The sequence below is a fragment of the Enterobacter sp. AN-K1 genome (assembly GCF_020971765.1).
GTDB lineage: Bacteria > Pseudomonadota > Gammaproteobacteria > Enterobacterales > Enterobacteriaceae > Enterobacter > Enterobacter hormaechei_C.
Genome location: NZ_CP087390.1, coordinates 175,595 through 198,289, shown reverse-complemented (window position 1 = coordinate 198,289; position 22,695 = coordinate 175,595). Strand labels below are relative to the sequence as shown.

19 protein-coding genes are annotated in these 22,695 nt (G+C 58.5%); all 19 read left to right on the top strand.

All coding sequences use genetic code 11. The features are described from left to right. The first annotated feature begins 2 nt into the window (after positions 1-2). The 19 genes from tssM (at position 3) to LOC22_RS00835 (ending at position 22,686) form a co-directional block, all read left to right on the top strand. The gene (gene tssM, locus LOC22_RS00925; protein WP_047727188.1) at positions 3-3,623 is read left to right on the top strand and encodes a type VI secretion system membrane subunit TssM; all 3,621 of its coding nucleotides are present in this window, start codon (positions 3-5) and stop codon (positions 3,621-3,623) included. A 16-nt stretch (positions 3,624-3,639) separates the two neighbouring features. Further along, entirely contained in the window at positions 3,640-4,356 is a 717-nt protein-coding gene (gene tagF, locus LOC22_RS00920; protein WP_015570330.1) for a type VI secretion system-associated protein TagF, read from the top strand. An 11-nt stretch (positions 4,357-4,367) separates the two neighbouring features. Beyond that, complete coding sequence (tssA, locus tag LOC22_RS00915) at positions 4,368-5,384, top strand: type VI secretion system protein TssA (RefSeq protein WP_017693278.1); 1,017 nt, start codon at positions 4,368-4,370, stop codon at positions 5,382-5,384. Positions 5,385-5,459: 75 nt separating this feature from the next. Beyond that, entirely contained in the window at positions 5,460-5,984 is a 525-nt protein-coding gene (gene tssB / locus LOC22_RS00910) for a type VI secretion system contractile sheath small subunit (protein ID WP_008502644.1), read from the top strand. A 3-nt stretch (positions 5,985-5,987) separates the two neighbouring features. Further along, positions 5,988-7,487, top strand: coding sequence for a type VI secretion system contractile sheath large subunit (gene tssC / locus LOC22_RS00905; RefSeq protein WP_230239265.1), 1,500 nt, complete (start codon positions 5,988-5,990; stop codon positions 7,485-7,487). A gap of 65 nt (positions 7,488-7,552) precedes the next feature. Beyond that, complete coding sequence (locus LOC22_RS00900; RefSeq protein ID WP_017384301.1) at positions 7,553-8,059, top strand: type VI secretion system amidase effector protein Tae4; 507 nt, start codon at positions 7,553-7,555, stop codon at positions 8,057-8,059. Continuing rightward, positions 8,056-8,481: a T6SS amidase immunity protein Tai4 family protein gene (locus tag LOC22_RS00895; RefSeq protein ID WP_017693279.1), complete on the top strand. Its 426-nt coding sequence runs from the start codon at positions 8,056-8,058 to the stop codon at positions 8,479-8,481. Before LOC22_RS00900 ends, LOC22_RS00895 begins: the two co-directional genes overlap by 4 nt. A 180-nt stretch (positions 8,482-8,661) precedes the next feature. Further along, positions 8,662-9,144, top strand: a complete 483-nt coding sequence (locus LOC22_RS00890; protein ID WP_014884229.1) for an Hcp family type VI secretion system effector — start codon at positions 8,662-8,664, stop codon at positions 9,142-9,144. Positions 9,145-9,219: 75 nt separating this feature from the next. Further along, complete coding sequence (locus LOC22_RS00885; protein WP_230239264.1) at positions 9,220-10,209, top strand: hypothetical protein; 990 nt, start codon at positions 9,220-9,222, stop codon at positions 10,207-10,209. Next, entirely contained in the window at positions 10,203-10,619 is a 417-nt protein-coding gene (locus LOC22_RS00880) for a hypothetical protein (RefSeq protein ID WP_040117764.1), read from the top strand. Before LOC22_RS00885 ends, LOC22_RS00880 begins: the two co-directional genes overlap by 7 nt. Positions 10,620-10,709: 90 nt before the next feature. Beyond that, positions 10,710-12,485: a type VI secretion system-associated FHA domain protein TagH gene (gene tagH / locus LOC22_RS00875; protein ID WP_062938816.1), complete on the top strand. Its 1,776-nt coding sequence runs from the start codon at positions 10,710-10,712 to the stop codon at positions 12,483-12,485. Then, positions 12,482-13,279: a PP2C family protein-serine/threonine phosphatase gene (locus LOC22_RS00870; RefSeq protein ID WP_003859969.1), complete on the top strand. Its 798-nt coding sequence runs from the start codon at positions 12,482-12,484 to the stop codon at positions 13,277-13,279. Before tagH ends, LOC22_RS00870 begins: the two co-directional genes overlap by 4 nt. Before the next feature lie 16 nt (positions 13,280-13,295). Continuing rightward, positions 13,296-14,282: a hypothetical protein gene (locus LOC22_RS00865; protein WP_230239263.1), complete on the top strand. Its 987-nt coding sequence runs from the start codon at positions 13,296-13,298 to the stop codon at positions 14,280-14,282. Between the two features lie 9 nt (positions 14,283-14,291). After that, positions 14,292-15,104, top strand: a complete 813-nt coding sequence (locus LOC22_RS00860) for a type VI secretion system accessory protein TagJ (RefSeq protein WP_230239262.1) — start codon at positions 14,292-14,294, stop codon at positions 15,102-15,104. Then, a complete protein-coding gene (gene tssE, locus LOC22_RS00855; protein WP_015570336.1) occupies positions 15,097-15,660 on the top strand; it encodes a type VI secretion system baseplate subunit TssE in 564 nt (187 codons plus the stop codon). Before LOC22_RS00860 ends, tssE begins: the two co-directional genes overlap by 8 nt. Before the next feature lie 2 nt (positions 15,661-15,662). After that, positions 15,663-17,534 carry a type VI secretion system baseplate subunit TssF gene (tssF, locus tag LOC22_RS00850; RefSeq protein ID WP_023296775.1) on the top strand — a complete coding sequence of 624 codons (1,872 nt, stop codon included), beginning with the start codon at positions 15,663-15,665 and terminating at the stop codon, positions 17,532-17,534. Beyond that, positions 17,531-18,574 (top strand): type VI secretion system baseplate subunit TssG, encoded by a 1,044-nt coding sequence (gene tssG / locus LOC22_RS00845; RefSeq protein WP_230239261.1) that lies wholly within the window; start codon positions 17,531-17,533, stop codon positions 18,572-18,574. The genes tssF and tssG overlap by 4 nt, the downstream gene beginning before the upstream one ends. Before the next feature lie 38 nt (positions 18,575-18,612). Beyond that, positions 18,613-21,228 (top strand): type VI secretion system ATPase TssH, encoded by a 2,616-nt coding sequence (gene tssH, locus LOC22_RS00840; RefSeq protein ID WP_045330006.1) that lies wholly within the window; start codon positions 18,613-18,615, stop codon positions 21,226-21,228. A 24-nt stretch (positions 21,229-21,252) separates the two neighbouring features. Then, entirely contained in the window at positions 21,253-22,686 is a 1,434-nt protein-coding gene (locus LOC22_RS00835; RefSeq protein ID WP_017693286.1) for a serine/threonine protein kinase, read from the top strand. The last annotated feature ends 9 nt before the right edge of the window (positions 22,687-22,695 follow it).

The window sequence follows — 22,695 nt, the reverse complement described above, 5'->3', positions numbered from 1 at the left end:
GGATGCTGACAACTCTACTTTCTATACTGACCAATCGCATTCTGTGGAGCTTCCTGGGCGTAACGGCGCTCGCGGCGGTCATCTGGATGATTGGCCCGCTGTTGTCCATCGTGGATACCCGGCCCCTTGAATCAGAGCAGAACCGCGTCATCAGCATTGCGGTGGTCTACCTGATTTGGGCCCAGAGCCACATTCTGCCGCGGCTGTATAACGCCTGGCTGAACCGTAAGCTGATGGACAAGCTCAACGAAAATACCACCAGCCCGGAGGCGGCCGATCCGCAGAAACGTCTGAACAGCGAGGAGCAGATCCTTGCCGGGCGTTTCGATGAAGCCGCCCAGATGCTGAAAAAAGCCCACTTCAGCAAAGCGGGACATGGCGCGCAGTGGACGCAGCGCTTCAGCACACAGTACCTCTATCAGCTGCCGTGGTACGTCATTATTGGCGCGCCGGGTTCAGGTAAAACCACCGCGCTGGCCAACTCCGGGCTGCAATTCCCGCTGGCGGATCGCTTCGGTAAAACCGCGCTGCGCGGCATTGGCGGCACGCGCAACTGTGACTGGTGGTTTACCAACGAGGCGGTTCTGCTGGACACCGCGGGGCGCTACACCACTCAGGAGAGCGAGCAGGTTCAGGACGCCGGGGAGTGGCTGGAATTTATCAACCTGCTGCGTAAATACCGCCGTCGCCAGCCCATCAACGGCGTGATTATCACCATCAGCATTTCCGACCTGCTTTCGCAGTCCGCTGAGGCCTCGCGCCAGCAGGCGGTCAACCTGCGCCAGCGTCTCTCCGAGCTGCATGAACAGCTGGGTATTCGCTTCCCGGTGTATGTGATGGTGACCAAAGCGGACCTGCTTAAAGGCTTCCGCGCCTGGTTTGCGGATTACGACAAAGCCCAGCGCGACCAGATCTGGGGCTTTACGCTGCCGTGGGAGCAGACCAAACACGCAGATTACGACCTGATGGGCAACTTCCAGCAGGAATTTTCCCTGCTGCAACAGCGTCTGGATGCTGGCCTTCCGGAAACCATGCTCAAAGAGCATGACGCCAAAACCCGTGCGGAAGCCTATCTCTTCCCGCAGGAGTTCGCCGCGCTGCGTCCGCTGCTGGCTGACTACCTGAGCACGGTCTTTGCCCGCTCAAACTTCGAAACCGAATTTTCGCCGCGTGGCATCTACTTTGCCAGCGGCACTCAGGAAGGGATGCCGTTTGACCGCGTGATGGGCGAGCTGAATCGCGCGCTCTCCTTACCTGAAGGGGGGGAAAGCACGCGCTGGGATTCGGTGAGCAAAGAGGCGCCGATCCCAGGCGCGAAGGGCCAAAGCTTCTTCATTAAAAACCTGCTGCAAAACGTGATTTTCCAGGAAGCGGGCATCGCCGGGGAAAACCGCTGGTGGGAACTGCGCAACCGCGCCGTGATGTGGTCCGGCTACGCGGCGCTGCTGGCCCTGCTGGTGATCCTGGGTGGCCTGTGGCTGACCAGCTACGCCAAAAATAAAGCCTATCTGGAAGAAGTGGACGCAAAAGTGCCGATGCTGGAGCAGCAGAGCAAGGCGCTGCAAAACCAGCCCCAGCGCGATCTGTTTGCGCTTCTGCCGCTGCTTAACAGCCTGGTGGATCTGCCGAAAAGCAATGCCTTCGACGTTAACGACCCGCCGGTTTCCCGCCGCATGGGGCTTTATCGCGGGGATGACGTCAGCGATGCCTCGCAGTCTCTGTACCAGAAGGCGCTGGATCAGATGCTGCTGCCCGCCGTGGCGATGCACATTACCACCTGGCTGCGCAACGACAACGGCAGCGATGTGGAGTACAGCTATGAGGCGCTGAAAGCCTATCAGATGCTCTACCAGCCGAAGCACTATGACGGCAAATTCCTGCACTCGTGGGTGATGCTCAACCTGCAACGCAACCTGCCGCAGAACGTGACGCAGGCGCAGCTTCAGGAGCTGGAATGGCACCTGACCCAGCTACTGGAGCCAAAAATTCAGGCTTCACCGTATGCGCAGGATGAGGATCTGGTGGCACGTGAAAGGGCGCTTATCAACCAGCAGCCGCTCTCAACTCGCGTATATGGCCGCCTGAAACGTCTGCTGGAGCATGATGAGAACCTGAAGCCGGTTTCGCTTTCAGATCTCGGCGGCCCGCAGAGCGAGCTGGTGTTTTCCCGTAAAAGCGGCAAGCCGGTGAGTGAAGGCGTACCGGGCCTCTATACGCCGGACGGCTACTGGAAGAGCTTCAACGACCAGATCGACAGCGTGACCACCGCCCTGCACGAGGACGACGCCTGGGTACTGGGAGCGACCACCGCCCAGGAAGATAAACAGCAGATCGACAACGCCGTGCGCCAGCTCTACATGCGCGACTTTATCGTCAACTGGGATCGCTTTCTCGCTGACATTCAGCTCAACAACAGCGCCGATCTTTCCCAGCGCATCAACACCGCGCGCCTGCTTTCAGGCACCAACTCGCCGCTGCGCCGTCTGGTGCTTAACCTGAGCAAGGTGCTGACCCTGTCGCGCACTGCGCCTGCGCCGGAAGATGCGCAGAAAGCGGAAGACCAAAGCAACCGCGCCACCCGCACGCTGGAAGCGCTGTTCAGCAACGGTGACAACGCCCCGACGCAGGGCGCGGTTGTGACGCAGGCGCCTGAGCAACTGGTGACCGACCACTATGCGCCGATGATTGAGCTGGCGCAGCCGCTGGAGAAGGGTGGCAAGACCATCGTCTTTGACGATTTTCTTAAGCAGGTTGACGAGCTTTATCGCTACCTGACCGCCGTTCAGGATGCGGCAAACAGCGGTATGCCCGCGCCGGGCGGGGATGCAATCAGCCGCCTGCAAGCCAGCGCGGGCCGTCTGCCGGGCGGGCTGCAAACCATGTTCAGCAATATGGCCGTCGGCGCCAGCAGCGACACCCAGCGTCGCGATCTGGAGAACGTGCGTAAGCGCATCAACGTGGAAGTGGGTGGGTTCTGCCGTCAGGCGATTGCCGGGCGTTATCCGCTGGTGCGCAGCGCCAGCACCGAGGTGACGCCGGACGACCTCGCTCGCATGTTCGCGCCGGGCACCGGACTGATGGACACCTTTTTCCGCGACAACCTGACCAATAAGGTGGACACCACCCAGGCGAACTGGCGCTTTATGCCGGGTATTGACGGTAAAACGCTGCCGGGCAGCGAAGGGCTGTTGCGTCCGTTCCAGCAGGCGCAGTCTGTCCGCGATGCCTTCTTTGCCAACGGCGCGACCACGCCATCCTTTAAGGTGACGGTGCGCACCGTGCGGATGGACAACACCATTCTGAACCTGACGCTGGACGTGGACGGCCAGCTGCTGCGCTACAGCCACGGTCCGCAGGCGGTGCAGATCATGACCTGGCCGGGGCCGGGCGGGACGAACCAGGTGCGTATGCAGCTCGGTCTGGCCAATGGCAGCACCGCAACGCTGGTAACTAACGGTTCCTGGGCGCTCAACCGCTTTTTCGACAAGGCGCGCACCAGCCCTGGCGCGGGTAGCCTGAGCCGTCAGGCCACCTTCAACGTCGACGGACATCAGGTCACGCTGGAGTTTGCCCCGAACAGCATCCGCAACCCGTTCCAGCTTCCCCGTTTCTCATGCCCATAACCGCAAGGACAGCCGTATGACGAATACCCCTGCGATGAACCGTTATAGCTGGTATGGCAAATTACCCAGCGCCGGAGATTTTTTGCAGCGTCGCTTTCCGGATACCCTGCAACGCCAGTGGTCGCACTGGTTCCAGGTCGGCCTGCTGGCCTGGCAACAGGAAGAGCAGCGCAGCGGCGAGCGCCCGTTTTCAAAAGCCCCGGTGTGGAACTTTGTCGTCCCGCCGATGCTCGGTAGCCAGATGATTCAGATGGGCTGCCTGCTGCCGGGCCGTGACAGCGTAGGCCGCCACTATCCGGTATGCCTGCAACTGAGCTTCACCCCCGCCGAGTGGTCATCCCGCCTGCTCGGGCAGGCTGAAAGCTGGTACCAGCAGCTTGGCCGTCTGGGGCTGCACGCCGTGCGTAACAGCTATTCTGCCTCCCAGCTGGATGAAATGCTGATGACCATCCCGGCGCCCCAGCCGGTTGAGCCGCAAAAGCGTTCCGACATTCTCGACGTGATTGGCTATGACGACGATGGTCAGAGCACGCTGGGCTGGCCGCAGGCGGCGGAGTGTTTTGATCCGCTGCGCCAGACCAGCTACTGGTGGACAAACCGCTGCGACGGCTATCCGCTGTACACCCACGTCCACAGTGGAAACTTCACCGGGCAGCTCTTTACGCTGCTGTTCGATCCGGCAGGCGGCGCCCGTCCGGGCCGCCACGGTCTTTACCCGCCTATGTTTGAATAAGCAGGGATCTTATGAATATCGATGAATTTCTCGCGCCGATAAGCCCCGATAACCCCTGCGGTGAAAATCTGGAGTACGACGCCGATTTCCAGGCCATGGGTCAGGCCAGTCAGGGCAAAGCCGAGCAGCAGTTTGGCGACACCATCATTCCGGCAGAGCCTGCCGACTGGAACACGGTGGAAAAACTCGCCACCAGCCTGCTGGGTCGCACCAAAGATCTTCGCGTCATGCTGGCGTTAACCCATGCCTGGACACGTCGTCGCGGTCTGGCAGGTTACGCCGACGGGCTAGTGCTGGTGCAGGAAGCCCTGTCCCGATACTGGGAGCAACTTTACCCTCTGCTGGAAGAGTATGGCGAAACCGATCCCTTCTACCGCATCAATGCCCTCGCCGGGCTGAGTGATAAATCTGACCTGACGGTCGCGGTGCGTAACGCCTCACTGCTCCGCTCAAACGGCGATGAGATTTCACTCCGTGACGCCCAGGCGCTGCTTGACGGCAGTAAAACCGAGTGTCCGGATTATCCGGGCGGTCGTCCACGACTGATCGATGAGCTGGCCCGGGGCGATCAGCCCGGCACCGAAGCGGTAATCGTGATCAACGAACGCCTGCTGGCCATCCGCGAACTGCTTACCGGCTATCTCGGGGAAAGTGGCGTACCGGAGATGGAACAGCTGTTGAAAACCGTCGGACTGGTTTCCAGCGCCTGTCAGGTGACCGATATCAGCAAGCTGCTGCCGAACCGTGACGCGCAGGCTGAACAGCACGCCGAGCCGCAGCCGGTGGCCGCGTCGCCCGTTCAGCAGGTGACGGACTGGCGCAGCGTGCAGGTGACCAGCCGCGCCGACGCCCAGCTGATGCTGGAAAAAGCGAAACAGTATTTTGCGCAGTACGAACCCAGCCATCCCGCACCGCTGATGATTGAACGGGTGCAGCGGCTGTCCGAACTCAACTTTATGGACATTATTCGCGACCTGGCGCCAGACGGCGTTAACCAACTGGAAAACATCTTTGGACGCCGCGAATGACGCGTCCTGGCATTATGACGACAGGCATGGAGTCTGCCGTTTCACCTTCACCGCGCATCTTTGATGGAGAACATCATGGCAATGAGTAACAGTGGACAGAAATTCATCGCACGCAACCGTGCTCCCCGCGTGCAGATCGAGTACGACGTAGAGATCTACGGCGCAGAACGCAAAATTCAGCTGCCGTTTGTGATGGGCGTTATGGCCGATCTGGTTGGCAAGCCGGTGGAAAATCTGCCAGCCGTCGACGAGCGTAAGTTCCTGGAAATCGACATCGACAACTTCGACGAACGCATGAAGGCGCTGAAGCCGCGCGTGGCGTTCCAGGTGGATAACACCCTGACCGGCGAAGGTAAGCTCAATGTCGATCTGACCTTCGACAGCATGGACGACTTCCTGCCGGACGCGGTGGCCCGCAAAGTAGAGCCGCTGAACAAGTTGCTGGAAGCCCGTACCCAGCTCTCCAACCTGCTGACCTACATGGACGGTAAAAACGGTGCGGAAGAGCTGATCGCGAAAATTCTCCAGGATCCGACGCTGCTCAAATCCCTGAGCCAGTTGCCAAAAAATGACGAAAGTGCGAAAGGTAGCGAGGAATAATCGATGAGCAACCAGACTCAACAACACGATCAGCAGGCGGGCCAGGCGTTCAGCCAGGACGAGTTCAGCGCGCTGCTGAATAAAGAGTTCCGCCCGAAAACCGATCAGGCGCGCTCTGCCGTAGAAAGCGCGGTTAAAACCCTGGCGCAGCAGGCGCTGGAAAACACCGTGACCTTCTCAAACGATACCTACCGCACCATTCAGAACCTGATTGCCGGTATTGACGAGCAGCTTTCACAGCAGGTGAACCAGATTATTCACCACGAGGAGTTCCAGAAGCTGGAGAGCGCCTGGCGCGGGCTGAACTACCTGGTGAACAATACCGAAACCGACGAGATGCTGAAGATCCGTTTTATGAGCATCTCCAAGCAGGAGCTGGGCCGCACCCTGAAGCGCTACAAGGGCGTGGGCTGGGACCAGAGCCCGATCTTCAAGAAAATCTACGAGCAGGAGTACGGCCAGTTCGGTGGCGAGCCGTTTGGCTGCATCGTGGGCGACTACTACTTCGACCACAGCCCGCAGGACGTTGAGCTGCTGGGCGAGATGGCACGCATCGGCTCTGCGGCCCACTGTCCGTTCATCACCGGCACCGCGCCGGGCGTGATGCAGATGGAGTCCTGGCAGGAGCTGGCTAACCCGCGCGACCTGACCAAAATCTTCCAGAACACCGAATACGCTGCCTGGCGTTCACTGCGTGAATCCGAAGATGCCCGCTATCTGGGCCTGGTGATGCCGCGCTTCCTGTCGCGTCTGCCGTACGGCATTCGCACCAACCCGGTCGACAGCTTTGATTTTGAAGAGCAGACCGACGGCGCGAACCACAACAGCTACTCGTGGGCAAACGCTGCCTATGCGATGGCGGCCAACATCAACCGCTCCTTCAAAGAGTACGGCTGGTGCACCTCGATTCGCGGCGTGGAATCCGGCGGGGCGGTGGAAAACCTGCCGTGCCACACCTTCCCGAGCGATGACGGCGGCGTGGACATGAAGTGCCCGACCGAGATCGCCATCAGCGACCGTCGTGAAGCGGAACTGGCGAAAAACGGCTTTATGCCGCTGGTTCACCGCAAAAACTCCGACTTCGCCGCCTTCATCGGCGCGCAGTCCCTGCAAAAACCGGCCGAGTACCACGACCCGGATGCCACCGCTAACGCGCGCCTGGCCTCCCGTCTGCCGTACCTGTTCGCCTGCTGCCGTTTTGCTCACTACCTGAAGTGCATCGTGCGCGACAAAATCGGCTCCTTCCGCGAGCGCGAAGAGATGGAACGCTGGCTGAACGACTGGGTGATGAACTACGTGGACGGCGACCCGGCTAACTCCTCCCAGGAAACTAAGTCCCGCAAACCACTGGCGGCGGCGGAAGTGCAGGTGCAGGAAATCGAAGACAACCCGGGCTACTACGCCGCGAAGTTCTTCCTGCGTCCGCACTACCAGCTGGAAGGTCTGACCGTTTCCCTGCGTCTGGTATCTAAACTGCCGTCGCTGAAGACGAAGGACGCGTAATGATAATTGCCGCCGGGGGGCCATGCCCGGCGTTAGCTTTATAGTATGGAAATTTGAGAGGAAATATGACCGCGAGACCTTCGTTTGTTGCTGCCTGGGCGGCGGCAACACGTATTTACGATGCAAATGATTCTATCGGCAAAGTTAAGCAAGTTATCGGCGGCAAAGTTAAGCACAACTTCGAAATAGCGCCAGATGAGGGCGGGTGGTCAAATAGTTGTGCCGTACGGATGAGTTATGTTCTTAACTATACCGGGCATCCCGTTCCTCGTATTGCAAATCTCACGGTATCCGGTGCTGATAATAAATGGTACTTCTACCGCGTAAAGGATGTCATTGCCTGGTTGACGCGTCAGTGGGGTAAACCTGACATGATCGTGAGTTATCCTTCCTTACCCGTTGAGCAATTAGCCAACAAAAAGGGCGTAATTCTGTTTGAGGTACAGGGCTGGAGTGACGCCGCAGGTCATGCAACATTCTGGAATGGTTTAACCTGTTCGGATCACTGTTATTTCAATGCGCCGGAGACGAATTACACGACGACCAAAGCTAATTTTTGGGAGTTGCCATGAAAAAAATGATTGCTAGTCTACTGTTGCTCACCAGTTCCGCCTCTGTGTATGCAACTGACGATCCGGTGTCGTTTGTCAAAAAAATGCCTTATAAGCAAGTTGTTAAAGACGTTGTTTTTTCTCGCTGCCTGGCACAAGTTGCAGATGATAAAAGCCAGTTTTCTCTGGATGCAGCCCGTAGCAGTAGCGCATTACTGGAATGGGTGCCTTTCGATATTGAAAATGGCAATGACAAAATTAATGCTCTTATTAATAAATATAAAGGTGCAACCAATGCCTTTCATTCTGAGAGAAAACCCGATGTAAAAGGCGTAACCTTAAACTGCCTGCGTCTTTATCATAGTGACGAACTTAATCAACTTGCTCCTCAATTAATCATCGGAAATCCTGACCGCACCTGGATTCAGGATAATCCACAATAGTATAAGACTTCACATTCTTTCCTTTCGTTCAGGGGGAATGTAAGACTGTCAAATGACACGGGTCGTTTGATATGAGGCAGAGGTAAAATATGGACGGTTTTATTCAGCCCCATGCTTTCCTGTTTGCCATATAAGGGCTTTTTCGAAAGCAATATTGTTCATCCACGAAGAGTAGATATTATGGCTATTGATATGTTTCTGAAGGTCGAGGGTGTTACGGGCGAATCTAAAGATTCTAACCACACCGGCTGGACTGATATTACCTCCTTCTCCTGGGGCGCGTCCCAGCCAGGTAATATGAGCGTTGGCGGTGGCGGCGGTGCCGGTAAAGTGAACTTTAACGATCTGCACGTTAACGCTCTGATCGACAAATCCACTACAGCAATCCTGAAACACTGCGCAAGCGGTAAACACCTGACCAAAGTTGAACTGTCCGTCTGCAAAGCGGGTGGTCAGCAGGTTGAATACACCCGCATTACCCTGGAAGACGTTCTCGTGACTTCCGTTCAGTACACGGGTGCAGACAACGGCGATACCGTTGGCGTGACCTATGCATTCCAGGCTGCGAAAGTGAAACAGCAGTACTGGGAGCAGACCACTGCCGGTGGTAAAGGTGCTGAAAGCAGCGCTGGCTGGAACATCAAAGAAAACAAAGAAGCGTAATTGCGCGCGTGACCGGGGAGTTTTCCCCGGTCATTATTTACAGAGACTTAATTTCGTTTGCAAAGGGATGTCAATATGAGCGTAAAATCAACGGTTGCTCCTGGTTATTGTGTTGTTCAGCAGGCTGGTACGTTAGATTTCCAGGCAAGACTACTGTTCAATAAACCAGACAGTGAAGCGGCACGTTATTTTATGCAAGTGAACAGGGACACACGGTGGTTAAAACCCGGGCAAATATTGATCCTTAATGCTCCGGGTGCTGAAAATGCGGTTCAGCTAAAACAATTACAAAATGCAAAGCAAAAGGTTAATGGAGCATTGGCAGAACTGAATACAGATGAAGCTAATTTCTTTAACAAGCATTTTAGTACCATCGCAGCATTAACTAATTTTATGGATAAATCTCTCGGGGTGGTTGCTGATGCAGGTGAAAGGTACTTTAGCGAAATAGAAAAGAAATTAAAAGCTATCGAACTGGCTTATCAAAATCAATACAAAACGCAAGGCACATTGATCGGGCAGCAGTTTTTTGTTGAAAGGCAAAAACTTTTTTCTGAGCTGGACGTTTTATTAAATAAGCTGTCCAGACTAACGCTGAAACTGAAACCTTATGAAGAAATCAAGCACGCTTTAGGTTTATCAAGCAGGTCAATTGTCCATGAATGGAGTACTGCGGGTGTTGCCTCGATACGAGGGTATTCAACATATGTAGACAATGCTTCAAAAGCTGCCCGTTTTCTGAAAATGGGAGGATGGCTTGCTATCGGCTTCGCTGGTGCAAACACAACCAATGAAGTTTACGATGCCTGTACTGTAGGTAGAGAGCAGAGTTGTTCCAAAGTCGCCGTTAAGAAGTACAGTCAATTCGGGGCCAGTCTTGCGGGCGGGATTTATGGCGGAAAATATGGCGCCATGGCTGGGGCTGGCGTATGTGTTGCATTGGGCGTGGCAACAGGTGGTGTAGGGTTGCTCGCGTGTTCTGTGGTAGGCGCCGCTGCGGGTGGATACATTGGTGGCGAAGTTGCCGGTGGAGCAACTGAGTATGTCATGGATAAACTATGGTGAATGTAGAAAATATTCTTTTATTTCTGATTGTAGTTTTATTTTTACTTGTCGTAATTATGGACCTCATCAGTTCCCGTTATTTTAAAAAACACGAGACCGAATATAATCAGCTTCTTTCAGAATATCGGCAAAAAGGCTACGATCTCGATCTGGTGACAAATTACGCATCTTTTTTCGGTTCGCTGGCGAACTATCAAAAAATAATCTGGTTTGTTCGTCTTCGCAAAGGCGTGAAGATGAAATTTACCAAAGACAGAAATGTTCAGGACGATGCCTATAAATTCGTTCAGGCATTACCGGAAGAGAGAATCGGCTGGATATTAAAACTGCATCGACGCTATAAAGCTCAGGCCTTACTTTTTACGCTATGGCTGCTTATCGGTATTATTTTCCTGAATGTAGTCAAATAGTTTTAATCAGCCCTTAACCCCCAAACCCCGCCGTTCTCACCCCTGAGAGCGGCAGCGTTTGAGCGCTAATCATACCAGCAGGAATACGCCATGCGATTCACGATTATTTCTACGAAACCCGGTCATCAGCCGCCGCAAAGCAGCTGTGATTTTTATGCCCCGGGCGGCACCATTGGGCGCGGTACGGATAACAATCTGGTGCTGCCGGACAATGACCGCACCATCTCGCGTTTGCAGGCCATCGTTCACGTCGACGCCAGTGGCGAATGCCGCGTCACAAACCGCGGCAGCGTTACCCGCGTGGTACTGAATGATATCCCGCTGGAGCGTGGGCGTCAGGTTGAGCTTCAGGATGGGGATATTCTCGGTATTGATGATTATCGCATTGAAGTCAGCGAACTCATTCATGACACCCAGCCCGTAAGCCGCATGGCGGCAAGCATGCAGCAGGCGCGTCCAGCGGCGACACCTGCGCCAGCACCGCAACCGAAACCGGCCAGCGCCGCGCCTCGCGGAAAAGCTGAACCTACGGCCGTGCCGTCGGAAATCTGGGACAGCCTGATGCAGGAGTTTTCCATCTCCGACAGCATCTCCAGCAACCGGGCAAAACCACAGCCCGCGGCCTCCCACGACCCGTTCTCCCAGCCTGCGGCCCCGGAGCGGAATGCCGAAGATCCGCTGGCAATGTTTAACGACGCCGAACCGTCGCTTGAACGTAAAAACGTTGACCCGGACACGCTGTTCAGTGATGAAGCGTTGTTTAAAAAAGAGAGCATCTTTGACGATGTCACCCCTTCAACGCTGGTACAGCCGGACGAAAGCAAACCTGCCCAGCCAAAGGAAGAGGCGTCTGACGAACTCGATCCGTTAGCCCTGTTTGGCGGGTCGGCGAGCGCACCTGCCGCGCGTCACGATGACCCTCTCGGCCTGATGGGCGGCGCGCCGTTAACCCATCCGGATGAAATCGTGGCCGATAAGCCGGAGCCAAAGCCTGAAGCGCAAGCCGCACAGGAAGAGGATGCGCTGGCCAGCTCACCGCTGTTCGATCCGGAACCGACTGAACCACAGGATGCGCCGCGCGCGGAAGAAGAGCCCGCGCGTCCCGATTACGCTGGCTTCACCATGCCAACGCCGCAGGCCGTCGCACGCAGTAGCGCACAGACGCCGAAGGGACGTCTGCGTATCGACCCGGTTAAAAACGCTGCATCGCCTGCTGCCTCCGCGCAGACCGGCGAGCGGGGCGAGGTGCTTCAGGGCGAACTGCTGGAGGCGCTGCTGGAGGGCATGGGCCTGAGCGAAATGCAGCCGGTGCCGCAGTTTGACCGGGAAAATATGCGTCAGCTGGGGCAGATCCTGGGCATGTTCTCGCAGGGGACCGTGGCGCTGCTCTCCTCGCGCTCCATCCTCAAGCGTGGGGTGAAAGCCGATATGACCATGGTGCTCGACGATGCGAACAACCCGTTCAAACTGTTGCCGACCGGGAAAACGGTGCTGATCCAGATGTTCGGCACGCCGATGCCGGGCTTTATGCCGCCGACCAAATCGGTGCGTGATGCGCTGATCGATCTCCAGGCACACCAGCTAGGGATGATCTCCGGTATCCGCGCCATTATCGCCGCTATGCTGCAATCCTTTAACCCGGAACAACTGGAAGAGCAGGCGAAGCAGAACGGGATGACGTCACGCCTGGCGCTGCCGGGCAGCCGTAAAGCCGCGCTGTGGGATTATTTCGTTCGCAGCTATGGCGAGACGGCGGGCGAGATCGAGGACGACTTCCATACCCTGTTTGGCGAAGCCTTCCTCCATGCCTATGACATGGAGGTCAATCAGTACAAAGACTCACAAAGCGGATCGGAAGAAAAATGAATATCGCAACGGCTTCTCTCTCCCGCCAGGGGACGCGCGCCAGCAACCAGGATCAGACGGGAGAAACCATCGGGGAACGTTCAGCCTGCTTTGTCGTCTGTGACGGCATCGCGGGCCTGCCGGGCGGCGAGGTGGCCGCTGAGCTGGCCCGCAACAGCATTATTTCCCGCTTTGACGGCGACAAGCACCTGAATGCGCAGCATATTCGTGACTACGTCCAAACGGCGAACCGCACCATCCTCAGCGAACAACAGGCCGTGCAGGACTATCGCCGGATGGGCACCACGCTGGTCAGCCTGTTTATCGACAGGGATTACCGTCTGGCTTACTGGGCGCACGCCGGAGACAGCCGCCTGTACCTGTTTCGCCGCGGCTGGCTGTGGCATGTCACCACCGATCACAGCCTCGTCCAGCAGATGAAAGATGCCGGGCATCAGACCGACGATCTCAACAGCAACCTGCTGTATCTGGCGCTGGGTATTGAGAATGGCGGACCGGAAGCGAGCTACAGCGATGTCGTGCAGGTTGAGGACGGTGATGCCTTCCTGCTCTGCACCGACGGTTTCTGGCACGGCGTCAGCGAAGAGCAGATGAAGCAGTCGCTGCACATGGTCAATACGCCACAGGAGTGGCTGACCTTAATGAACCAAATCATTCAAAAGAATGCCGAACAGGAGGGCAATGCTCAGGATAACTATACCGCCGTGGCGGTGTGGATGGGCAACCCTCAGGACACCACTTTGCTGCATACGCTCTCTGACGCAGCACAATTTCTTCCCTGCGGAACTGATTAGACACACAAGGATTGATATGAAACTTTGGCTATCGGGTTTGGCTCTTCTGACGGTGGCGACCACCGCACAGGCTGAAAACTTCCGCATCGTGCAGTCTCCTGCGCAGAAGCTGGATATCTGGATCGACAACATTAAAGACAATACGCCGCAAAGCTGGTGTAAGGCGGACGTGGCGCTGCGTATCGTGGCGAACGGCAAGAAAGAGGTTTCGGTGCTGGAAAACTTCGTGCCGCGCCTTGGCTCGCTGCTGGAGCACCAGTGCAGCAAGCTGAATACCCTGAACTGGACGCTTAACGATCCGGAAGGCACGACGCTTGCCCGGGGCACAGCGGCTAAAGCGCAGGACTGGGCGCTGGTGGTGAAGCAGCAGGAAACGGCGGCGGCAACGACCTCCACCTCAGGCGCGCTGCTGCCGCCTGACCAGAATCCGGAGACGCACACCGTGGCGGCAGATCGTACGCCCTGGCAGGAGTTCACCCTTCAGGACGGTTGCCATCTGCGCACCTTCTGGGAGGGCGGTTCCTCCGCGCCAGCGCTGTTTATTCCGGATTCCGACACCACCCGCTGCGGCAACGGCAGCTGGCTCAGCGGCCACACCGTGGTGACGCAGAACCGTAACGGGACGCAGAAAGCGATTCCGGTCACCTACATTCACGGCTTCCCGGTGATGGGGCTGAACAACACGGTCGATCCTGAAAAGGCGCTGATCACCTCCGTCAACAAAGAACGCATGGTCTTCAGCACCCCGAACAGCGACCAGAGCTGGATGATCCTGCTATACGACAGCACCCTGAACGGCTGGAAGAGCAACGGCACGGTGGCGGTGGAAATCACCCGTGAGATCGCCAGCGACGACGCCAGACTCCAGGCGCGTATCGCAGAGGTGAAGAAGATCTGGAACGCATGGGTTGCACCGGGCGCGGAGCTGAACGTTGTTCTGATTGACACGCTGCGTCCGCAGCTGCGCGATCCGGCAGTGGGCGCCTGGCGCGCGGCGAATTAAGGAGGGGCTATGAATACGCTTTATCAACGTCTGGCGGGGGAGTCGATTAGCGACGCGCTGCTTCGCCTGGAAGCCGATATCAAAGCCCGTCCGGCGGATGCCGATCTGCGCGCCGCGTTTGTGCAGTTTCTGATCCTCAGCGGCAACTGGGCGCGCGCCCTGACCCAGCTGAAAAGCTGGCTGGCGCTGAAGCCGCAGGCAAAACCGACCGTAACGCTGCTGGAGCAGGCCATTCAGGGTGAACAGCAGCGGGCGCGCGTGTTCGCGGGAGAGGTACGACCGGCAATGCCCGAGGCGCAGTGGCCGTGGCTGACGACGTTAGCCCAGGCGCTGACCGAAAGCGCAGGGCAAGCGCAAACGCTGCGCCTGGCGGCACTCGAACAGGCCCCGGCAAGCCGCGGGCAGGTCACGCTGGAGAATGAAGAGAGCCACACCTTTGAATGGCTGATGGACGGCGATGCCCGTCTGGGGCCGGTGTGTGAAACCCTGGTCAATGGCCGTTATTTCTGGGTGCCGTTCTGCGCCATCGACGCGATCCGTTTTCAGGCTCCGGCCAGCGTGACCGATCTGGTGTGGCGTCATGCGCTGGTCCGCCTCACGGACGGCACCGAGCAGGTGTGTCAGATCCCGGCGCGTTATCCGTTTGCTGACGGGGCGCCAGACAGCGTTAAGCTGGGGCGCACCACCGAGTGGCTCCCGCTGGACGATGACGCCGCCCTGTATGAAGGCATGGGGCAGAAAGCCTGGCTGAGCGAGCAAAGCGAAAGCCCGCTGCTTACCCTGAGCCTGGTGACATTTACCTCGGATGGTGCGGATGAGTAATCCCGCTGGCGAAGGCGATCTGCTGCGCAGCGGCTGGCAGGCCCGCAGCAGGCAGGAGAAAGTGGGGGCGCGCGACAAAATGCAGCCCTCACTGCTGGATCGCCTGACGGATAACGATCCGGAAAAAAAACGCGAGTCCGCCAACAGCAATCTGATTACCCACGCCGCGCTGCGTCGTAACGTCCTGCGGGATTTACAGTGGTTGTTTAACACCATTAACCACGATGCCTCCAGCGATCTGAGCGGGCTGACGCAGGTGAGCCGTTCCGTCGTTAACTTTGGCGTGGCGCCGCTGGCGGGGAAAAGAATGTCCGATATTGAATGGCACGACATTCAGCGCAAGCTCACCGAAGCGATTATTAACTTTGAACCGCGGATCCTGCCGCAGGGGCTTCAGGTTCGCTGCGTGTCCGATACCTCCTCGTTAGATCTGCACAACGTTCTGTCTATCGAAATCAAAGGTCGCCTGTGGTGCGTGCCGTATCCGCTGGAATTTCTCTTTCGCACCGACGTCGATCTTGAGAACGGCCATTTTGAACTGAAGGATGCGGGGTAATTATGGAAAGCAAACTGCTCGAATATTACAACCGTGAACTGGCCTATCTGCGCGAGATGGGCGCAGAGTTCGCCGAGCGCTACCCGAAAGTGGCGGGGCGGCTCGGCATGCGCGGCATCGAAGTGGCGGACCCGTACATTGAGCGCCTGATGGAAGGTTTCGCCTTCCTGACCTCCCGCGTGCAGATGAAAATGGACGCCGAATTTCCGCGCTTTTCACAGCGTATGCTGGAGATGATTGCGCCAAATTATCTGGCGCCTACGCCGTCGATGGCGATCGCTGAAATTCAGCCCGACAGCAGCCGCGGCGACCTGAGCAAAGGCTTTATTGTGCCGCGCGGCACCATGATGGACAGCCTGGCGCTGAAAAAGACCGGCGTTACGTGCAGCTATACCACGGCGCACGAGGTGAACCTGCTGCCGTTAAAAATTGAGCGGATCGAGCTGGGCGGCGTTCCCGCCGATCTGCCGCTGGCCCAGCTCGGCCTGAGCCAGCGGGGGATCAGCAGCGCCTTACGGATCCGCATTGCCTGCGATGGCCCGCAGCATCTCGGGCACCTGGACTTTGACCGCCTGGAGTTTTTCTTAAGCGGCCCGGACATCGAGGCGCTGAAGCTGCTGGAGCTGGTGATGGAGCACCACGCGGGTATTGTCTGCCAGACGGTCAGCAAGCAGCCCCAGCGCCAGCTGCTGTCGTCTGACGCCCTGCGTCAGGAAGGCTTTAATGCGGACCAGGCGCTGCTCCCGGACGATCTGCGCAACTTCGACGGCTATCGCCTGTTGCAGGAGTACTTTGCGTTCCCGGCGCGTTTTCGTTTCATCAGCCTGAGTGGGCTGGGCAAGCTGATCCAGCGCTGCGAAGACGAAAAAGCGTTTGATATCTTCATTCTGCTCGACAAGAGCGACGATCAGCTGGAGCGCGTGGTGGATGCCAGCCACCTGGCGCTGCACTGCACGCCGGTGATCAACCTGTTCCCGAAAGTGGCGGCCCGGCAGAAGCTGAGCGAAAGCCAGCATGAATACCACCTGGTGGTGGATAACATCCGCCCGCTGGATTATGAAATTTATGCCGTGAAAAAAATCTATGCCAGCGCGGATGGTCAGCGGGACGACCAGACGTTTCGTCCTTTCTGGAGCACCTGGAGCGGAGACGCGGGCAACTACGGCGCCTATTTTTCCCTGCGCCGTGAGCAACGCGTTCTCTCCGAACACGCGCTGCGCTATGGCACCCGCACGGGCTATATCGGCTCGGAGGTCTTCGTCTCGCTGGTGGATGCGCAGCACGCGCCGTGGCAGGAGAATTTGCGCTACATTTCCGCCGAGGTGCTGTGCACCAGCCGTGACCTGCCGCTGATGCTCCAGCAGGAGCTTGGGCAGTTTATTATGGCCGACTCCATGCCGGTGAAGGCGTTAACCCTGCGTAAAGGCCCGACGCCGCCGCGTCCGGCGCTGGCGGAAGGGTTCAGCACCTGGCGGCTCATTAGCCAGCTGCAAATGAACTACCTCAGCCTGATGGACAGCGAAAACGAAGAGGGCGCTGCCGCGCTGCGTCAGCTGTTAGGGCTGTACGCCAACCTGGCCGAGACCCCGGTTGCCCGTCAGGTGGATGGCGTTCGTCACTGCGTGCTGGAGCCGGTGCACCGCCGCGTGCCGGAACCCGGCCCGGTGGTGTTCGCCCGCGGGATCGGCATCACCCTGACGGTGGACGAACGCGCCTTTTCCGGTGCCAGCCCGTGGCTTTTCGGCAGCGTGCTGGAACGCCTTTTTGCCCGCCTGGTCTCCATCAACAGCTTTACGGAGTTCACGCTCAAGAGCCAGCAGCGCGGCGAAATCGGCTACTGGGCGCCGCGCATGGGTAAAAGGGCGCTGGTATGAGTGAAGTTGCCCCTGCAACGCTGCGCGTGCATCGCCTGACGCCGCTGCCCGATGCGTTCTGGCGCGGGGTGCGCGAGACGCCGTGGCGCTATGATCTGTTCCAGCTGTTAAGACGCATTGATGCCCAGGGCGGTGAACGTTACCCGCTGGGGCGCGCGCCGCTGCCTAAATTTGAGCCGCTGCGTATTGGTCAGCAGCCTTCAATGGGCTTTGCGCCGTCAACGGTTGCTGAGGTCCGGCAGCGGGAAGAGAACGGACTGCATGACGTTTCCATACTGAGCTTCGGCCTGTTTGGTCCTAACGGCCCGCTGCCGGTGCACATGACTGAGTATGCCCGTGAGCGTATTCATCATCATCAGGATCACAGCCTCAGCGCGTTTGCCGACCTCTTTCACCACCGCCTGACGCTGCTGTTCTACCGCGCCTGGGCGGACGCGCAGCCTGCCGCTTCACTGGATCGCGACGACAACAGGCGCTTCGAAGGGTATCTGGCATCGCTGATTGGTATGGGGCAGCCTGCCCAGATGTCGAAAGGCAGCCTGAGCGCGCACGCCCGCTTTACTCACGCCGGGCACCTGACCCGCCACGGACGGGACCCGGAAGGGCTGGAGAAAATCCTGCGCAACTATTTCAACGTGCCGGTCAGGCTGGTGGCCAACGTCCCGCAGTGGATGCCGCTCTCAATGCGGGAGCAGGCACAGCTGGGTGAGGGGCGTCGCCTGCCGCGCATGGGAGAGTCCGCTTTTCTCGGCATTGCGGTACGCGACGTGCAGCATAAATTCCGGCTCGAGATTGGCCCGTTGAGCGCAGACGACTACAACCGTTTTCTGCCGGGCGAAGGGTGGGTGACCGAGCTGCGCGACTGGGTGCGACAGTACGCCGGGGTGGAATTTGAATGGGAAACACGGGTGATCCTGCGCGCCGATGCGGTGCAGGGCGCCACGCTCGGTAGCGCCGGGCGATTAGGGTACAACACCTGGCTCGGCCTTCAGTCTCAGCCTGTTCCGCGTGGCGATCTGGTGTATCGCGCAGAGCGATAATCCTTCCGTATACCGAATCATTGTTAATGGAAACTAACATGTCAGAAATTAGCCGTGCCGTGCTTTTCGGCAAACTGGATACGCTGTTATTTACCTCTCTGGAAAGCGCGACTGCCTTCTGTAAGCTGCGCGGCAACCCGTACGTTGAGCTGGTGCACTGGCTGCATCAGCTGATGCAGCAGCAGGATGGCGATCTGCAACAGGTTATTCGTCACTTCGCCCTTGATGAACAGCAGCTGACACGCGATATCGTGGCGGCGCTGGATGCCCTGCCGCGTGGCGCGAGTTCCGTGTCTGATCTTTCCGAGCATATCGACAGCGCCGTCGAGCGCGCCTGGGTCTACGGCTCGTTGAAGTTTGGCGTCAGCCGCATCCGCGGCGGCCATTTGCTGATCGGCATACTGAAAACGTGGAATCTGGCTAACGTGCTGAAAAGCATTTCGGCGCAGTTCACCCGTCTTAACGTCGAGGTGCTGATCGAGCAGTTCGACGCCATTTGCGCCAGCAGCAAAGAGAGCCAGCAGGCCGCCGCCGCTGCGGACGCGCCTGCCGGGGCAGTACCGGCTGCGCAGGGCACGCTGGCGCAGTATGGTCAGGATCTGACGGCGCGCGCCCGGGAAGGGAAAATCGACCCGGTGGTGGGGCGCGATGAAGAGATCCGCCAGATGGTCGATATTCTGATGCGTCGTCGCCAGAACAACCCCCTGCTGACCGGGGAAGCCGGCGTCGGGAAAACGGCGGTGGTGGAAGGGCTGGCGCTGCGTATCGCTGACGGCGACGTGCCGGAGCCGCTGCAAAACGTTCAGCTGTGGCTGCTGGATATCGGCATGCTTCAGGCCGGCGCGGGCATGAAAGGGGAATTTGAGGCGCGCCTCCAGGCGCTGATTAACGAGGTGCAGTCCAGCGCCACGCCAATTATTCTGTTTATCGATGAGATCCACACTCTGATTGGCGCAGGCGGTCAACAGGGCACCGGCGATGCTGCTAACCTGCTCAAGCCTGCCCTGGCGCGCGGGCAACTGCGCACCATCGGCGCGACCACCTGGGCGGAATACAAAAAATACATTGAGAAAGATCCGGCGCTGACCCGCCGTTTCCAGACCGTACAGGTTCACGAGCCGGACGAAGCCAAAGCCGTGCTGATGCTGCGCAGCACCGTGTCGCCGCTGGAAACTCATCATCAGGTTTTACTCCTCGACGAAGCGGTCAGCGCGGCGGTGAAACTGTCGCATCGCTATATTCCTGCGCGTCAGCTGCCGGATAAAGCGGTGGCGCTGCTGGACACCGCCTGCGCGCGCGTGGCCGTCAGCCAGAGCGCGCCGCCTGCCCAGTTGGAAGACTGTCTGCGTCACCTGGCGGCCCTGGACGTGGAGCTGGAGATTGCTGAACGCGAAGCGCGCGTGGGGGCGGGCGATCCGGCGCGTGTGGCGGCCTTAACCGCCGAACGTGACGCGTTCGAAACCCAGCGCGAAGCCCTGGCCCGTCGCTGGGAAGAAGAGCGCACGCGGGTGCAGGAGATTATCCTTCTGCGTGCCGCGCTGTTTGCGGCGGGTGATGAGGATACGGCTGAACTGCGCGGCCAGCTGGCAGAACAGCAGCAGGCGCTGAAGACCTTACAGGGTGACGAACCGCTGCTGTTTGCCGCGGTGGATGAGAACGTGGTGGCTGCGGTGGTCTCAGACTGGACCGGGATCCCGCTGGGCCGGATGGTGAAAAATGAGATCGACGCGGTGCTGAATCTGGCCGACACGCTGAACCAGCGGGTTATTGGTCAGCGTCACGGTCTGGATCTGATTGCCCGTCGGGTAAAAACCTCGCGGGCGAAGCTTGACGATCCGAACAAACCGGTCGGCGTATTCATGCTCTGCGGGCCATCCGGCGTGGGTAAAACCGAAACCGCGCTGGCGCTGGCGGAGTCGCTTTACGGCGGCGAGCAGAACGTTATTACCATCAACATGAGTGAATTCCAGGAAGCGCACACCGTTTCGACGTTAAAAGGTGCGCCTCCGGGCTATGTGGGCTATGGTGAAGGCGGCGTCTTAACCGAGGCCGTGCGCCGCCGTCCCTACAGCGTGGTGCTGCTGGATGAAATTGAAAAAGCGCACCCGGACGTGCACGAGATCTTCTTCCAGGTCTTCGACAAGGGCTGGATGGAGGACGGCGAAGGGCGTCACATTGATTTCCGTAACACCATTATTATTCTGACCTCTAACGTCGGCACCGACCTGATCGCAGCCATGTGCGCCGACCCGGAACTGATGCCGGAGCCTGACGCGTTAAGCGGCGCCCTGCGCCAGCCGCTGCTGGAGGTGTTCCCGCCTGCGCTGCTGGGCCGCCTGCTGGTGGTGCCGTATTACCCGCTGAGCGACGAGATGCTGGGGCAGATTGTGCGTCTTCAGCTCAGGCGCATTCAGCGTCGTCTGGAAGAGAATCACAACATTATTTCTGAATTTGACGACAGCGTGGTCGAACAGATTGTTCAGCGCTGTACCGAGGTTGAGTCGGGCGGGCGTATGGTGGATGCGATTCTGACCAATACGTTGCTGCCTCAGATGAGCCAGATTTTACTTACCGCCAGCCGCAGCGACGAGCAGTACCGACGTCTGCATGTCACCTGCGAGCAGGGCGAGTTCCACTGTCAGTTTGCCGCGTAATAATCATCAAGAGAACTGTAAAAGATGACGGATAATGATAACAATCGGACTGTCCCAAACGCGCTCCCGGTCGGGTACCGTTTCAATGAGTTTGAGATAAAAGAGGTGATTGGCGGCGGCGGATTCGGCATCGTCTATCGCGCCTGGGATCACCAGCTCGAACGCACTATCGCTATCAAAGAATTTATGCCTTCCTCCCTCGCCGTGCGCGGCGAGGATATGACGCTGGTGCTGCGCAGCGAGCGCTTCGGCAAAGCGTTTTCTGCCGGTCTGAACAGCTTCATCCAGGAAGCCCGCCTGCTGGCGCGCTTTAACCACCCGAACCTGCTGCACGTACTGCGTTTCTGGGTGCAAAACGACACGGCCTATATGGGGACGCTGTTTTACAGCGGTACCACGCTGTCGCGTCTGCGCGAAGAGAAACCGGAGCTGATTAACGAGGCGTGGATCCGCCGCATGCTGCCAATGCTCTTCGGCGCCATCAAAACGATCCACGACGAGGGTTATCTGCACCGCGACATCTCGCTGGATAACATTCAGATTCAGGATAACGGCCTGCCGGTGCTGCTCGATTTCGGATCGGCGCGCCGCACCATCGGTAATCTCTCGGATGAGACGGAAACCATGCTGCGTCCGGGCTTCGCGCCTATCGAGCAGTATACCGACGACAATGAAAGCGAGCAGGGGCCGTGGACGGATATCTACGCGCTCGGCGCCGTATTGCGCACCCTCATCGTCGGCTCTCCGCCACCGGTCAGCGTGGTACGCTCGATTCAGGACACCTGCAAACCGCTGGTGGAGCTGATGCCGCAGGGCTATTCCATCCCGCTGCTACAGGCCATCGACAAGGCGCTGGCGCTGCATATGGAAGACCGTCCGCAATCCATTGAGGAGTTCGCGGCGCTGATCGAGATGCCCGTCGCCGGTATCGACGAGGTGCTTACCGCGAAGAAGACCGGCACGATGCTGGTGCCGGTGGAAGAGGAGACATCTGCTTCCGCGCTGGACTGGCGACGTTACAAGCTTCCGGGGCTGGTGGCCGCGGGCGTGCTGGTTGGGGTGGTTGCCGGTGCGATGCTGTTCGGCGGCGGCAGCCAGGAAACGCCAGCGCAGACGGCGCAAACGCCTGCCGTGAGCCCTCCGGCTGAGACCTCCGCCCAGGCGGAAACCAGACCGGCAACCGCAGACGTGAGCGAGCCGGTTGCGTCACCTTCTACGGCGCAGCAGAGTGCGCCGCCTGTCGACGCCAGCCCGGTCGCGCTGGTCTACATCCGCATGCTTGATGGCGAGACGCTGAAGGTGAACGGCGAGTCTAAAGCGCTGCGTCCGGGCAATAACGGTTACGCATCGCTGAAATTGCCTGCGGGCGAGACCCGCATTGAACTGGAAGGCAATGGAAGAACGCGTACCCAGACGCTGGATATTGCGAAGCCAGGCACCTGGCTGGTGAATCCGTAAGCCTGCGGG

Bases quoted from the DNA above. Each gene is read 5' to 3' on its own strand.
- tssM (WP_047727188.1), top strand. From the start codon at position 3: ATGCTGACAACTCTACTTTCTATACTGACCAATCGCATTCTGTGGAGC.
- tssC (WP_230239265.1), top strand. From the start codon at position 5,988: ATGAGCAACCAGACTCAACAACACGATCAGCAGGCGGGCCAGGCGTTC.
- tssF (WP_023296775.1), top strand. From the start codon at position 15,663: ATGGAAAGCAAACTGCTCGAATATTACAACCGTGAACTGGCCTATCTG.
- LOC22_RS00880 (WP_040117764.1), top strand. From the start codon at position 10,203: ATGGTGAATGTAGAAAATATTCTTTTATTTCTGATTGTAGTTTTATTT.
- LOC22_RS00885 (WP_230239264.1), top strand. From the start codon at position 9,220: ATGAGCGTAAAATCAACGGTTGCTCCTGGTTATTGTGTTGTTCAGCAG.
- LOC22_RS00890 (WP_014884229.1), top strand. From the start codon at position 8,662: ATGGCTATTGATATGTTTCTGAAGGTCGAGGGTGTTACGGGCGAATCT.
- tssA (WP_017693278.1), top strand. From the start codon at position 4,368: ATGAATATCGATGAATTTCTCGCGCCGATAAGCCCCGATAACCCCTGC.
- LOC22_RS00900 (WP_017384301.1), top strand. From the start codon at position 7,553: ATGACCGCGAGACCTTCGTTTGTTGCTGCCTGGGCGGCGGCAACACGT.
- tssB (WP_008502644.1), top strand. From the start codon at position 5,460: ATGGCAATGAGTAACAGTGGACAGAAATTCATCGCACGCAACCGTGCT.
- tssE (WP_015570336.1), top strand. From the start codon at position 15,097: ATGAGTAATCCCGCTGGCGAAGGCGATCTGCTGCGCAGCGGCTGGCAG.
- tagF (WP_015570330.1), top strand. From the start codon at position 3,640: ATGACGAATACCCCTGCGATGAACCGTTATAGCTGGTATGGCAAATTA.
- LOC22_RS00870 (WP_003859969.1), top strand. From the start codon at position 12,482: ATGAATATCGCAACGGCTTCTCTCTCCCGCCAGGGGACGCGCGCCAGC.
- tssH (WP_045330006.1), top strand. From the start codon at position 18,613: ATGTCAGAAATTAGCCGTGCCGTGCTTTTCGGCAAACTGGATACGCTG.
- LOC22_RS00835 (WP_017693286.1), top strand. From the start codon at position 21,253: ATGACGGATAATGATAACAATCGGACTGTCCCAAACGCGCTCCCGGTC.
- LOC22_RS00860 (WP_230239262.1), top strand. From the start codon at position 14,292: ATGAATACGCTTTATCAACGTCTGGCGGGGGAGTCGATTAGCGACGCG.
- tssG (WP_230239261.1), top strand. From the start codon at position 17,531: ATGAGTGAAGTTGCCCCTGCAACGCTGCGCGTGCATCGCCTGACGCCG.
- LOC22_RS00865 (WP_230239263.1), top strand. From the start codon at position 13,296: ATGAAACTTTGGCTATCGGGTTTGGCTCTTCTGACGGTGGCGACCACC.
- LOC22_RS00895 (WP_017693279.1), top strand. From the start codon at position 8,056: ATGAAAAAAATGATTGCTAGTCTACTGTTGCTCACCAGTTCCGCCTCT.
- tagH (WP_062938816.1), top strand. From the start codon at position 10,710: ATGCGATTCACGATTATTTCTACGAAACCCGGTCATCAGCCGCCGCAA.